Below are 14,295 nucleotides of genomic sequence, written 5' to 3'. Positions count from 1 at the left end.
TACTCAGATATGATGACTCAAACTTGGGATTTGTTGCAAACAGGGCAAAAGGAAGGCTATAAAATCGCGTATATCAATGCTCGTATTATCGACCCGGAAACTAAGCTTGATATAAAAGGTTCATTATTGACTGAAGGGGATAAAATTATTGACTTTGGTGAATCATTATTTTCAACAAGTGGGGTCGATGAAACAATAGACTGTAAAGGGCTTGTTCTAATGCCAGGCCTTATTGACATTCACGTACATTTTCGTGAACCAGGTCAGGAACATAAAGAAACTATATATACAGGTAGCAAATCTGCAGCTGCGGGAGGCGTTACAACTGTAGTTTGTCAACCGAACACTTCCCCAGCAATTGATAGCGTTGTTTTGGCTAAATATTTGAAATATAGAGCACTTGAAACTTCACATGTAAATGTTGAATTTTACGCTAAAATCACCACTTCGGAAGAAAAGTTGACTGAGATGGCACTTTTAAAGGAAGCAGGTGCGGTTGGGTTCACCGATGATGGTATGCCAGTTATGAACCCCATGATTATGAGACAGGCGCTGCTTTATTCAAGTATGCTGGGTGTCCCTATTGCTCAACATGCAGAAGATTTAAATTTGTCAGCAGGTGGTGCAATCAACGAAGGTAAAATTTCTGAAGAATTGGGAGTAAAGGGAATCTTGAGTGCGTCAGAATCGATTATGGTAAATCGCGATATACTGCTCATGAAAGATATGGAAAATGTGCACTACCATATTCTACATGTCTCTTCAAAAGATTCACTTGATGCTATTAAACGTGCAAAAGACTTGGGATTAAATGTTACGTGCGAAGTAACCCCTCATCACTTCACTTTGACTGAAGATATAGTAAAGCAACATGGAGCAATTGCAAAAATGAACCCGCCACTTCGCACTGAAGAAGATCGTTTAGCTATGGTTGAAGGTTTAAAGACAGGTGTGATTGATTGCATTGCAACCGATCACGCTCCGCATGATCGTAGTTCTAAAGATCTGCCACTTGAAAATGCTGCATTTGGTATTGTTGGTCTTGAAACAATGCTGCCCCTTTCACTTGAACTCTATCACAGTGGGCAAATGGGTCTACTTGATGTGCTCGCAAAATTGACATATAAGCCTGCAGATATAATACACATACCACGTGGTCGTATACAAAAAAACCTTGCTGCAGACTTAATTTTAGTTGACCTCAATCATGAATGGGAAATTAAAACTGACAACTTTGCTAGTAAATCAAAAAATTCCCCTTTCGATGGGCGCAAAGTAAAAGGACACGTAGTACGTACTGTTGTGTCCGGCAAAACTGTATACTCACAGAAGCCCCCTCTCATCATTCCAGTACCCCCTATCCAAGTAGCGTGACACTGGTTCCTTTATGACGGTATCATCAAAGTAGCCTCCTTTACTTGTCATCCAAGTAGCCTGACTACTTGGATCCAGGAAAAAGAATGGTGTCATGAAAGTAGCCTCCTTCTCCTGTCATCCAAGCAGCCGACACTGTGATCCAGAAGACTTAATTTTAACCAAGTGGCTGGAATGACACCTTCCGTATAAATATTAAAAAATTTACCAAACGAAAAAAAAGGCAAAAGAAGCCCTAGGGTAGCTAATTATTCACTATCCATTTTTTAAGTTGGCGTTTTTTGATGTTTTAAATAGCGTATTTCAGCTCATATTAGGTAAAAACCTAGAAATTTGATAAAGACACAGAGTGCACATAGTGCAAAAAATTAAACATGAGACACCAGATACGTTGNNAGTTTTTTTGTCATTTAATCTGTACAGAGAAGATAAATAAATAGCTTCAGTACTATGATAAGGAGGCTGGCAAGGTTTGTAAAGCAATTTTTTCGTTTCTACTGAATGACGGCTACGCGCTGCCAAAACTGGCTTGTTATGCAAGAAGTCCACTCTAAGACCTTAGCACCGTTATGAAAAAGCCTATTTACTCTAATCTACCTTTCTATAAAAGACCTATCGACTGTTGCAATTATAGGCGTAAATAAGAATGATAAAAGAGTACGGGATTGAGTAACTATGTACACTTCTGCTGGCATACCAGGGTATAGGTATACGTTTTTAAACTGAGCAAGCTCTGACTTTGGTATCACTACGCGCACTGAATAATAACGCCCTAGTCTTGGATCATCAAGAGCATCAGGAGAAATATGGCTTACTATACCACTAATTAAACTTAAACGGCGTGCACTGTAAGCACTTAACCGAACTTTAACCTTTAGCCCTTCTAATCCGTCAATAGAGACTATGTTGCTATCTTTCTTTTGCGCTGACAGTATCTCTTCTATGTTTCTGGTTTGAATTTTAGCATCTATTATTAGGTCATCATCCGATGGCACTACGCTCATGATCGGAACTCCAGATTGTATAACACCACCTTCAGTGTGGTATCTTATATCTGTGACTATCCCATCTTGAGGCGATTTAATTATTGTACGTGCCAGTGAATCTTCAGCAACCATCAGCCTCTCTTTCAAGTCTGCAATAGACGTACTAACTTCCTTAAGTTCAGCGTTTGCTCTTTCTTGAGAATCATTTTTTACGTTTATAATTTCTAATTCGTTCTCTCCAATTTTTTGTTGCACTTGAGATATTGCAGAACGGTAATGTCCAACTCTGCCTTCAATTTCAGCAAACTGTTTTTCTAAAGCTAAAATGTGTGGTTTGCTTATATGGCCACTATCAAGTAATTGTCTTTTTGTTTCCAACTCTTCAGTTATCAAGTCATATTGCTTATGAGCTGCATTTAGTTGAAAATTTAGCCCCGCTAATTCATCATTTAACTGCTTTATACGTTGTTGCAGTATATCTGTTTTTCCCAATATGCTCTTTCTCTGAGAGTTGAACAACTTTACTTGATTCTTTATCGCTTTATTTACAAGTTCATCGTTAGATAATTTTTTAACCTCATCAGGAAACTCGAGCGTGTCTAAATCTCCTCTGATTGCAAGAAGCCTTGCTTCTGTTGCTAAAAATGATAAGAGCTTCTCTTTGATAATACTTAAATTCGCCTTCTCGTTAACATCACTCAACAAAACTAGAGGCTCATCTTTTTTAACTGCTTGGCTCTCTTTTACTAAAATTTTGCTTATTATTCCTCCGCCCAAGTGTTGAACTATTTTCCTATTTGAAGATACAATAACTTCTCCACTTGCATGCACCGCACCGTCAATTGGAGCTATAGCCGACCAAATACCGCCTATCCCAAAAAAGATGAGTATCACTATCAGACCAAAAGATAGTGGCCCCCATGTTACTTTCAGGACTTCATTTACGTTATTACTTTCACGTTTTAAAATAAAATTTATCACTGCATCAATCAATGCAAACGTCTTATCCAAAAATTTTGGGTACTTCTTCTTTTTATTTTTTGCTCCTTGCATATTTATATTATCACTATGGCCAATCAAGCCTGTCAAAGAAAATCCAGCGCTAAGCTTTTTTAACTTACTTATCATAATACTACTGTGAATTTGTGTTAACTCAAGATAACACACAAAAACAAAGAATCTATAATTTAAGCATTCCATTTAGACTGTAGAGCACCAGAATAAACTATTTAGTAACAATTCCTGCATCAACTATGTTTTTAAAATTTTTTGACGTTTAACTTTATTATAACTTTTTCTTTATTTTGTGAATATCTGAGTTACTTATATTATGTAAGAAATCTATTGCCAACCAGTCAATATTCTGTTAGGAATTAAGATAATATAAAGTTATTATGTTTGGATTGGAAAGCAGAAAGTTCCTAATCACTGGCGCATCAGGCGGAATAGGGCAAGCAATTGTAAAAATTATGCACGAAGCCGGAGCAACTTTATGTATTTCTGGCACAAAAAAAGAAGTGCTCGAAGGAGTTGCTAAACAATATGAAAAAAACATGCATGTACTCCCTTGCGATTTATCAAATGCTGAGGAAGTAAATCAACTAATAAATAGAGCAAGTGAGTTGATGGAAGGCTTTGACGGGCTTGTATGCAACGCGGGCATTACGCAAGACAGTTTATTATTGAGAATGACAGATGAAGCATGGCAAAAAGTAATTGATATTAACTTGAGTTCTACATTTAAGCTGAGTAGAGAAGCATGCAGGAAACTAATTAAGAATAATTGGGGAAGAATTATAAATATTTCCTCAATAATAGGGCTAACAGGAAACGCCGGGCAAGCAAATTATGCAGCGTCTAAAGCTGGAATAATAGCTATGAGCAAATCTATAGCAAAAGAAGTTGCAAGTCGTAATATAACAGTAAATTGTATTGCTCCTGGGTTTATAGATACTAAAATGACTGAAGTTTTAAATGAAGTACAAAAGGGAAAAATATTAGATAATATTCCAATGAAAAGAATGGGAACAGGGGAAGAAATAGCAGCAGGGGTCTTATTTTTAGCAAGTGATGAAGCAAAATATATAACAGGGCATGTGCTTAACATTAATGGTGGGTTATTTATGTAGCAACACTTATGTATGGACAAATTATAATTTTTACTTTAAAATAAAAATATGTGTAGGTTTAGGTTTGCGTTAATTTATTATCTAGAGGCAAAAAAATGAGCTCTATAATAGGATTTTTTAGTGTTTTTTGTGTAGTATTGCTTTTCTCTTTCTCAGGTTATGCAGCTGACCCTGATATGGATGACACAACTAAAGTAATATGCAATATTATTGGTTATGTTTGGGGAATAGGTGGTCCACTTATGACAATAGTAATAATTGGTGCATCCTTGCTTGCAATATTTGGCAGGATGCCGTGGCCAGCCCTCTTTGCTCTTGGCATGTTCTGTGGTGTATTTTTTGGCGCTAAAACTATTATAACGAAAATTATGCCCAATGTAAGCGATGAAGCAAAAGCTATGTTGGAAAAGTGTGGACAAAAATAACCCATAAAAGTGCAGAAGTGCTTTTTTGTTATCCATTAAATCGTTTCATATCTTCAACTTGCAACAAATAAGGGCTATCTTTTGGTAAAGTTTTAACAGCTAGCTCAGCATATTTTGTAAATTGCTTTAAATCACCTTCAATACAAGCCTTTTTTGTTAAAGCAAAATAATGCATTGCCGTATCAGCTTCACATTTATATGCAATGCTTAAATACTTCCAGACAAAAGCGTTATTTGGTTCTACATTCAAAATCTGCTCCAAGTAAAAAATCGCCTTTTTTGCATCACCGTGTAATAATAAAGTATGAGATAATGCAAGTTTCACTAAATAACTGTTTTTCTCAGATAAATACCTAAGCGATTCTTCATACATTTTTATTGCTTCACTTAAATTTCCAGCCTTGTATAGCATTTCTGCTTTTAATTCATATAGGTATGGATCACTGTGTGACTCTTGAATCAATGAGTTAACTTTAGCAATAGCCTCTTCTATCTTTCCTTGCCTATAGCAAACTATAGCATTTACATACTCAGAATTATCTTCATATTTATTAGATAACACATGAATAGGAGCAAAGAAAGAGTCTAGCTTTGCAACCACACGCTCAAACTTTAGTAACTTATCCGCAAAAATTGGTTTCACGTTGTTTTTGACCTTATAATTTTGTACAGCAAATATGCGTTTCTCACTAAGTGGGTGAGTGCGGAAATATTCCTCGGTGTTCTCATGCTCAATACTTTTAAAATAATCAAAAATCTCTTTCATACCTGAATTATCATAGCTAGATTCATCAAGGTACCTTAAAGCATAGCTATCTGCTACACTTTCTTGCTCTTGAGAATAGTTAAAAAATAGCCTTGAACTGAACGCTACACCACTAAGCAAAATTGCACCAGCAACCTGAGGGTTAATGATAATACTAGAAACTAATCCTACCATATAACTAATCATTGCTATCGATTGAAAATAACCCATAGCACTACTCATTTGCAATATATGACCAGCAGATATGTGAGCAATCTCATGTGCTAATATACCAAGCAGGACATAAGGTTTAGCCGAATATCGTAAAAGCCCTAAATGAATGAAGATACTGTTATTGTTAATTACAAAAGCATTAATCGAATTGTCATTAATTATAAAAACTTTTATTTGCTCATGATCAACATCCGCAGCAGAAAATAAAGGTTGCGCTAGCTCTTTCACTATCGCTTCCACTTCACTATCTCTAATAATATTAATAGAGTAAGCATTATTATAATATGCAAGAAAGAACAATAAGGTCAAAAACTTAGCAATTCTAAACATGAAAATTCTGTGCTTGTATAAATTACAGTATTTTAACACTTAAATTATACAAATTTATAAACGCTAGTTTAATTTTTTAACGTAACTAATAAGTTTATCAATGGTAGTTAACTTAATTTTATATTGTTCAGCAAATTTAAGTAACTGAGGTAAGCGCATCATAGAGCCATCATCATTCACCAATTCACACCCTACAGCTGCATGACTAAAGCCAACTAACTTTGCTATTTCAACACTTGCTTCAGTATGACCATTACGTGCTAAAACTCCACCATCATTTGCAATAATAGGAAAAACATGCCCAGGAGTAATAATATCATCTTTAGTACTCTTTTCATCAATGGCGGTAAGTATCGTATGTGTTCTATCATGAGCAGAAACACCTGTTGTAATGCCATAACGCGCATCAATTGATGTAGTAAATGCAGTATGAGGAGTAAGCTTTTCATCCACATTACTTCTCTTCATAAACTCAAGATTTAGTTTATTCATATGAAGCTTTGTCATAGCTAAAAATACAATGCCAGTACCATACCTAACCATAAAAGCCATATGTTCTGATTTTACTTTTTCAGCTAAGACAACCAAATCACCTTCATTCTCTCTATTTTCATCATCAACTAAAATGAATAATTTACCGGAACGAGCATCCTCTAATACATCTTCCACAGAAGAAATGCCGGGTAGACTCATTGAAGCATAAGTGGCCTGTACCATAATAATTTACTTAAATTCAATCTTAACTATTTTATACAATTTCTCTCCATTTGGCACTGTCACTTCCACATACTCGCCGACTTTTTTGCCGATTAAGGCACTCCCGAGTGGTGAACTAGTAGATATTAACTGCTTTGAAACATCAGCTTCATATTCGCCTACAACCTTATAAACATATTCCACTTCACCGTTATTATCACTTAACATGCTTAATGTCACAGTTGCACCAAACATTACTGAATCACCAGACAAATTTTTTACTTCTATTACTTCCGCATGTGAGAGCTTACTTTCTATCTCCATTATACGGCCTTCAATAAAACCTAACCTTTCCCGTGCTGCATGATACTCTGCGTTTTCAGACAAATCACCTTGATCACGAGCATCAGAAATAGCCTGTATCACAGAAGGTTTTTCTTCCTTTAATTTTTCAAGTTCGGCTTGCATATTCTCAAAACCTTCACTCGTTATAGGAAATTTATTAATAATGGATGAAGCCATAATCACCACCTAAACGCAATTAAATTGAGTAACGAAATTACTCACAATGTTAAAAATATCACCTTTTATATCATCACTCATGTCATTTGACAACTTTTTTAAAACCCCAGGATGCACAGTATGAAAATAATTAATAAGATCATGTTCAAATTTATTAATGTAACTTATTTGTATTTTACTTAACTGATTATACAGGTTAGAAAAAATATACATCAGCACTACTTGCTCTTCTATTGACATAGGTAAATGTTGTTTTTGCTTTAATAACTCGACAAGATATTTACCCTTATTCAAGGATAATTGAACACTAGCATCAAGATCAGAACCAAATTTTGCGAAATCTTCTAATTCTCTATACTGAGCTAAGCTTAGCTTTATAGAACCAGCAACTTTCTTCACAGACTTTAGTTGTGCAGCAGAACCAACCCGTGAAACTGACAAACCTATATTTACTGCAGGTCGAAATCCTTTATAAAATAATTCAGACTCAAGAAAGATCTGCCCATCGGTAATTGAAATAACATTTGTTGGCACATATGCAGATACATCACCAGCTTGAGTTTCGACAATTGGCAAAGCAGTTAAAGACCCCTGCCCTTTTTTATCAGACATTTTAGCAGCTCTTTCAAGCAAGCGAGAATGTACATAGAATATATCTCCAGGGTAAGCTTCACGACCAGGAGGACGTCTGAGCAATAAAGACATCTGCCTATATGCCACAGCATGCTTAGATAAATCATCATATACAATCAAACAATGCATTCCATTGTCACGAAAAAATTCCCCAATAGTGCAACCAGCATAGGGTGCTAAAAATTGCATAGGCGCGCAGTCAGATGCACTAGCCACAACTACAGTTGTATACTCTAATGCTCCACTTTCTTTTAGCTTATTTACCACTTTTGCTACCGTTGAAATTTTTTGTCCAATAGCAACATAAACACAGTAAACTTTTTGATTTTCGTCTACTTCATCATTAATCTTCTTCTGATTTATAATAGTATCAAGCGCAATAGTAGTTTTACCAATTTGTCTATCGCCAATAATTAATTCACGCTGCCCTCTACCTATTGGAATTAGCAAATCTATAATTTTAATTCCTGTTTGCAGTGGCTCATGCACAGATTTACGATCAATAATGCCTGGCGCTTTGGATTCTATATCCATCCTATTTTTAGTTCTAATTTCTCCGCAACCATCTATAGGCTGACCTAATGCATTTACAACTCTTCCTAATAATTCATGCCCTACAGGTACCTGCACAACATTACCACTACATTTTACAATATCCCCTTCTTTTACATCACGGTCATTACCAAGCACAACTATTCCAGCCGTATCATGATCTAAATCAAGAACTATTCCTTCTATACCGCTTGCAAAAAATACCTTTTCACCAAATTTTGCTTTTTCCAGCCCATAAACCAATGCGATACCATCTGTTACTGCAATCACTTCACCTATATTTTCCCGCTTTATAGGATTATCAAATGTCTCAACTTTTTCCCTTATTACACTTGCTATCTCAGAAACATTCATACTGTTCTTCATACAAAATTCCTTACTTTTAATATTTCCATTTTACTTAAGTCAACCAATCTATCTAAGTAACTTTTTAGCGAAGCATCGATCAAATTAAAACCATACCTAACTACGAAGCCACCTAGTATAGAAGAGTCAACCACATTGCTTACTTTTATTATTTTACCAAGAAAGCTCAAAGATTCAGTAATTATTTTTACATCAGATTCCTTTAAAGTTTCTGCTGACTTTATAGTAATCTCGAATTCATTTTCATTTTCTCTTGCAAGACTTAAGAATTTTTCTAATATAAGGATCAATAAACTAGAGCGTTTATTTGCAAATATAACCATAATAAATTTTACTAAATTCTCACTCAAGTGCTCATTTATAGAAAGTATCACTTCTTTTTTGTGTGCAAAAGAAATCATAGGATGAGATAGGTACACAAAAACATCACGTTGATCCTTAAAAAAAGCCAATAAAAATTCTACTTCTTTCCTTATAATGCCTAACCTGCTTCCTGAGACATGAAACAGCACTCTAGCGTAAGATGAAACTAAATTATTGTATTGGGTCTTTTTCATATTAAATCCAGTAAATCTAAATTAATTCAGCTACAAATCTTTCATTCTTCAATCCAAGCATTTTTTATATAAACAGGTCTTCTCTTTAAGGAAAGAAAATATAAATCATATCTGACTGAATAATCTAAAAAACTAAGGTTTTTACTTAAGAAATACTTAGAAGAATTTATAATAGACTGACATTGAAGATGAGATATCGGTATTTCTTTTCCAAGCAAACTTGTTTTAACTTCTATAAAAATCAGCTCCTTTTTTTTAGATACAATTAAGTCAATTTCACCGAATTTACAACGGTAACGGCGTTTTATAACATTATACCATTTCAGCTTTAAATATGCCAAAACTAACAATTCGCCAAAGTAACCTACAAAGTAGCGCAACCTACTTACCATAAGAAGAACAATTATGATAACAATTAACTTTGTGTAACTACTTTGCCTCCTTCTCTATTTTTACTATAAACCTTACCTCTTGCTGCAACATCCCTATCAACCAATTCTACCACTGCCATTGAAGCACAATCACCCTTTCGAGTGCTAAATTTTATTATTCTAGAATACCCACCTTTACGATCTTGATAACGGCTGGCTAAGACGTTTAATAACTTATCAACTGCTAACTTATTATTATGAAGGCGTGAAAGCAAAAGTCTTCTACCATGTAAAGTATTCTTATTCTTAGCAATTGTAATAAACTTTTCGACATATGGACGAAGTTCCTTAGCTTTTGGTAAAGTAGTCACAATCTGCTCATGGTTAATTAATGAGATAGATAGATTCTTTAACATCGATAATCTATGTTCAGTACAAAGAGATAGTTTACGTTTTTTTATTCCATGTTTCATATATCACCTAATCTTCATCAGTATGTTGTTTAGCCAACTCATCTATATCTTTAGGCGGCCAGTTTAGCACATTCATACCTAAAGACAAGCCAAAATTAACCAAAACTGCCTTAATCTCATTCAAAGACTTTCTGCCAAAATTAGCAGTTCTTAACATTTCACCTTCTGTCTTCTGCACAAGATCACCTATATAAGTGATGTTTTCGTTTTTCAGACAGTTATGAGACCTGACAGATAATTCCATTTCATCTACCTTACGCAATAAGACAGGGTCATAACCCAAGTCTTTAGCACCACTAGACGAAGAAGCTTGCGATTTTTTATAACTCACATCAGAACTAATAAAGGGCTGAAGTTGCTCCTGTAATATTCTTGCAGCAAAGTCAACAGCTTGACTCGGAGAGATTGTACCATCAGTTTCAATTGACAATATCAGCTTATCCTTATCAGTAACTTGGCCAACACGACTGTTCTCTACCTTGTACGAAACCCTGTTGACAGGGCTATACAAAGCATTAACTGGAATAAAACCTATTAAATCCTGTTCGCTCATAAGCTTCACAAGTTCATTTTCTTTATATTTAGTTACAGGAAGATAACCTTTTCCGCTAGCCACATATATGGTCATGTTAAGCTCTATATTTTGCCCCAGCGTACATATTAACAAATCTTTATTAACAATAGAGCATTGATCATCTGTTTCTATCATCCCAGCTAATACCTGGCAAGGCCCTTTAGCGTTTAAATTTAAGCATTTATTAGAAGCACCATTTAATTTACATCTCAACATGCCCATATTTAATACTATATCAGTTACGTCTTCTCTCACCCCTTGAATTGAAGTAAACTCATGAGTTACACCTTCAATTTTTATTCCATAAACAGCACTACCTTTAAGAGAAGATAACATTACACGTCTTAATGCATTACCTAATGTTAAAGCAAAACCACTTTCCAACGGTTCTAGCACTACATCACTTTTTTCACTGGAATCATCTGATATTACCTTAACTGAACTAGGTTTAAGCAATTTATCTAAATTGCTACAGAGAGAAACATCATTATTATAATACATAAAACAACCTTTTTAAATATCCTATACTCTTCTTTTTTTTCTTAACCTGCACCCATTATGAGGAATTGCGGTTTTATCTGCAATTGAAGTCACAGTCAACCCACAGTTCTGAAGTGCTTTAACCGCAGCTTCGGTACCAAAGCCAGGACCACGAATTATTACAGAGACAACCTTCATACCAAATCTCTCCATTGCATTCTTCGCAGCAGCCTCTGCAGCCTTACCTGCAGCATAAGGTGTGGATTTTCTCGAACCTGAAAAACCACATGCACCCACAGAAGTTTGACATAGCGTATTACCATGAACATCAGTTACATTTACAAAAGTATTATTAAAAGTTGCACGAATATGGACAACACCAGTAATAAACTCCTTTGTACTCTTACCAACCGTTTTGACTTTTTTCATTAAAACTCACAATAATAATAAATTTTATTTTTTCCCAGCAATAGGCAACCGAGATCTACCTTTACGAGTCTTAGCATTAGTATGAGTCCTTTGCCCTCTCACAGGTAAACCTTTTCTATGTCTCACTCCTCTATAGCATCCCATTTCCACTAAAGATTTTATGTTCATAGCCACTTCTTTTCTGAGCTCACCTTCTATAACATAATTTTGTCTAATGAAACTGCTGATCTTTTCTATATCTTCATCTCGTAATTCTGAAACACGTTTGCACTTATCAATTTCACAAGCGTGGCAAATTATATTCGCAGTAGCAATACCTATACCATATATATAAGTTAATGCAAAAGGAACAGATTTCCTCACTGGAATATTTATGCCTGCAATACGTGCCACTGGTACCTCGATACTTTATTAATAACAACTCTTAATTTATACCATAAAACAACTCAGAGTCAAACCAAATTACAAGAAATTTTACTTTCAATCTCTTGCGTTACCTCATCAACACTCAAATTAGCGTCAATTGTTAATAACTTGCCTTTATAATACTCGCGTAAACCTTTCATTTGAAGGTGATATTCACTTATTCTCTTATTAATTGCAGACATATCAGCATCATCAATTCTTTTCTCTAACCTCGTACTTTTACATTTAGCACAAGTAGTACTCTTAAAAGAAGATACACTATATATACTTTTACAGTCCAAACACGCAAGACGATTTTTTAATCTATCAATTGCAATATTATCGTCAAGCTGCAGCTCAATTACAATATCAGCATCTGTACTATATTTCTCCTGCAAAATTTGAGTCAAGAAATGAGCTTGGTTTAAATTTCTCGGAAACCCGTCTAATAAGCAATTACCATCCATTGATGCAAGCTGGTCACGCAATAATCCACATATAATTTCATCTTGAATTAAATTACCAGATTCCACGGTACCCTTTATTTTTTTACCTAACTCACTACTGCTAGATATAATATTCCTTAATAAATCCCCTACTGAAATTAATTTTAAATTATATTTTGCTATTAACAAGCTTGACTGAGTACCTTTACCGGAGCCAGGAGGACCAAAAATTGTAATAATCACCTTAATCTCCTCGTTTTAGACTCATATTTCTTTATCCAGCTGTCGTACCTATTCGAAAAAATATAAGATTGTATTTGCATAATAGTATCAGTAATAACGTTCACTATAATCAGCAAGCTCGTTCCACCAAAAATAAATGGTATATCATAATAATATCTCATAACTTCAGGTACGGTACATATGACTACCAAATACGCAGAACCAATAAATGTCAATTTAAAAACTATATCTTGAAGGTAATCAGAAGTATGTTTCCCAGGCCTTCTACCAGGTATAAAACCACCATTTTTTTTAAGAAAATCTGCATTTTCCTCTGGATTAAATATAAAATTAGTATAGAAAAAATTAAAAAATACTATCAGCACCAAATAGGCTGCAATATATACTACTTTATTTGCCATAAAGTAATTCAAAATAAAATCAGAAAAAGCGTGCCCCTTATAGAAATTTGCAATTGAAATAGGTGTCAATAAAATTGCATTAGCAAAAATGGTTGGTACTACACCAGATAAATTAATCTTCAATGGAATATAAGTAAAATCGTCATTATGTAATCTCTTAAATTGCTTTTTAGGATATTGAACAACAACTTTTCTATAAGAAGACTCTACAAAAATGACTAAGAGTAACAGCAAAAAAAACAATACCAAAACAAAAAGGATAATAAATAACGATACGCTACCGTTTTTATTTAACGTCAACAGAGATGACAAAGCGCTGTGTAACTCTGATATTATGCCCGTGAAAATGATTAATGAGATACCGTTGCCTATACCGCTAGCACTGATTCGTTCACCAAGCCATATTAAAAGCATAGTTCCACCTAAAAGGCTGAAAACACCTATTGTACGAAACATAACACCAGATTCGATTACAACCAATACCCCTTCCCTATTCATCCCTTCCAATCCAACCAAAATTGGAATTGATTGAAATACACAAATTACTATGGTCAGATAGCGTGTATAAGAATTCATCTTTCTACGGCCTGACTCTCCATCATTCTTAACTTCCTTCATTCCTTTAATCGCAGAAGAAAGCAACTGAATAATGATAGAAGCCATTATATATGGCATAACGTTCAATGCTAGAATTGTCATTCTAGCCAATGCACCACCAGAAAATAAATTAAATACTCCAAAAACGCCTGAGCCCTCTTTGGGAAATATATCATTAATTACATCAAGATTAATTCCAGGAATAGGTACATAAGTACCTAAACGGTAACAAATTAAAGCTATTAGCGTAAAAAATATACGCTTTAATAAATCGCCTTTATATAACAACGTAGGATCCAAGCTATTAAATGCGGATTTACTGCTCAT

General features: G+C 34.7%; 16 protein-coding genes. 3 read left to right on the top strand and 13 right to left on the bottom strand.

Annotated elements, in window-relative coordinates; translation table 11 throughout:
• Positions 1-12 precede the first annotated feature (12 nt).
• The gene (locus tag NOX90_RS01775; RefSeq protein ID WP_375604308.1) at positions 13-1,374 is read left to right on the top strand and encodes a dihydroorotase; all 1,362 of its coding nucleotides are present in this window, start codon (positions 13-15) and stop codon (positions 1,372-1,374) included.
• A gap of 593 nt (positions 1,375-1,967) precedes the next feature.
• Here NOX90_RS01775 and NOX90_RS01770 read toward each other — a convergent pair.
• Entirely contained in the window at positions 1,968-3,488 is a 1,521-nt protein-coding gene (locus NOX90_RS01770; RefSeq protein WP_375604307.1) for an HlyD family type I secretion periplasmic adaptor subunit, read from the bottom strand.
• Between the two features lie 266 nt (positions 3,489-3,754).
• Here NOX90_RS01770 and fabG point away from each other — a divergent pair, with 266 nt between their 5' ends.
• The gene (gene fabG, locus NOX90_RS01765) at positions 3,755-4,489 is read left to right on the top strand and encodes a 3-oxoacyl-[acyl-carrier-protein] reductase (protein ID WP_264707017.1); all 735 of its coding nucleotides are present in this window, start codon (positions 3,755-3,757) and stop codon (positions 4,487-4,489) included.
• Between the two features lie 95 nt (positions 4,490-4,584).
• Positions 4,585-4,914 carry a TrbC/VirB2 family protein gene (locus tag NOX90_RS01760; protein ID WP_375604306.1) on the top strand — a complete coding sequence of 110 codons (330 nt, stop codon included), beginning with the start codon at positions 4,585-4,587 and terminating at the stop codon, positions 4,912-4,914.
• A 28-nt stretch (positions 4,915-4,942) separates the two neighbouring features.
• Here NOX90_RS01760 and NOX90_RS01755 read toward each other — a convergent pair whose 3' ends face one another.
• The 12 genes from NOX90_RS01755 to secY form a co-directional block, all read right to left on the bottom strand.
• Positions 4,943-6,223 carry a M48 family metalloprotease gene (locus NOX90_RS01755; RefSeq protein WP_375604305.1) on the bottom strand — a complete coding sequence of 427 codons (1,281 nt, stop codon included), beginning with the start codon at positions 6,221-6,223 and terminating at the stop codon, positions 4,943-4,945.
• 63 nt (positions 6,224-6,286) lie between these two features.
• Positions 6,287-6,940 carry a 3,4-dihydroxy-2-butanone-4-phosphate synthase gene (gene ribB / locus NOX90_RS01750; RefSeq protein ID WP_375604304.1) on the bottom strand — a complete coding sequence of 218 codons (654 nt, stop codon included), beginning with the start codon at positions 6,938-6,940 and terminating at the stop codon, positions 6,287-6,289.
• A 6-nt stretch (positions 6,941-6,946) separates the two neighbouring features.
• A complete protein-coding gene (gene greA / locus NOX90_RS01745) occupies positions 6,947-7,441 on the bottom strand; it encodes a transcription elongation factor GreA (RefSeq protein ID WP_077190318.1) in 495 nt (164 codons plus the stop codon).
• A 9-nt stretch (positions 7,442-7,450) separates the two neighbouring features.
• Positions 7,451-8,992, bottom strand: coding sequence for a F0F1 ATP synthase subunit alpha (atpA, locus tag NOX90_RS01740; protein ID WP_375604303.1), 1,542 nt, complete (start codon positions 8,990-8,992; stop codon positions 7,451-7,453).
• Positions 8,989-9,549 (bottom strand): ATP synthase F1 subunit delta, encoded by a 561-nt coding sequence (gene atpH / locus NOX90_RS01735; protein WP_250296635.1) that lies wholly within the window; start codon positions 9,547-9,549, stop codon positions 8,989-8,991. Before atpH ends, atpA begins: the two co-directional genes overlap by 4 nt.
• Before the next feature lie 41 nt (positions 9,550-9,590).
• Positions 9,591-9,941, bottom strand: a complete 351-nt coding sequence (locus NOX90_RS01730) for a YraN family protein (RefSeq protein ID WP_250296634.1) — start codon at positions 9,939-9,941, stop codon at positions 9,591-9,593.
• 23 nt (positions 9,942-9,964) lie between these two features.
• A complete protein-coding gene (gene rplQ, locus NOX90_RS01725) occupies positions 9,965-10,393 on the bottom strand; it encodes a 50S ribosomal protein L17 (protein ID WP_375604302.1) in 429 nt (142 codons plus the stop codon).
• A 7-nt stretch (positions 10,394-10,400) separates the two neighbouring features.
• Positions 10,401-11,468: a DNA-directed RNA polymerase subunit alpha gene (locus tag NOX90_RS01720; RefSeq protein WP_375604301.1), complete on the bottom strand. Its 1,068-nt coding sequence runs from the start codon at positions 11,466-11,468 to the stop codon at positions 10,401-10,403.
• 21 nt (positions 11,469-11,489) lie between these two features.
• Positions 11,490-11,876: a 30S ribosomal protein S11 gene (rpsK, locus tag NOX90_RS01715; protein WP_250296631.1), complete on the bottom strand. Its 387-nt coding sequence runs from the start codon at positions 11,874-11,876 to the stop codon at positions 11,490-11,492.
• 24 nt (positions 11,877-11,900) lie between these two features.
• Positions 11,901-12,269, bottom strand: a complete 369-nt coding sequence (gene rpsM / locus NOX90_RS01710) for a 30S ribosomal protein S13 (RefSeq protein WP_375604300.1) — start codon at positions 12,267-12,269, stop codon at positions 11,901-11,903.
• A 59-nt stretch (positions 12,270-12,328) separates the two neighbouring features.
• A complete protein-coding gene (locus tag NOX90_RS01705; RefSeq protein ID WP_375604299.1) occupies positions 12,329-12,970 on the bottom strand; it encodes an adenylate kinase family protein in 642 nt (213 codons plus the stop codon).
• Positions 12,967-14,295: a preprotein translocase subunit SecY gene (gene secY, locus NOX90_RS01700; protein WP_375604298.1), complete on the bottom strand. Its 1,329-nt coding sequence runs from the start codon at positions 14,293-14,295 to the stop codon at positions 12,967-12,969. Before secY ends, NOX90_RS01705 begins: the two co-directional genes overlap by 4 nt.

Origin of the sequence: Wolbachia endosymbiont of Anurida maritima (assembly GCF_042182995.1) — a bacterium.
GTDB lineage: Bacteria > Pseudomonadota > Alphaproteobacteria > Rickettsiales > Anaplasmataceae > Wolbachia.
This window is presented reverse-complemented; position numbering and strand designations above follow the sequence as displayed.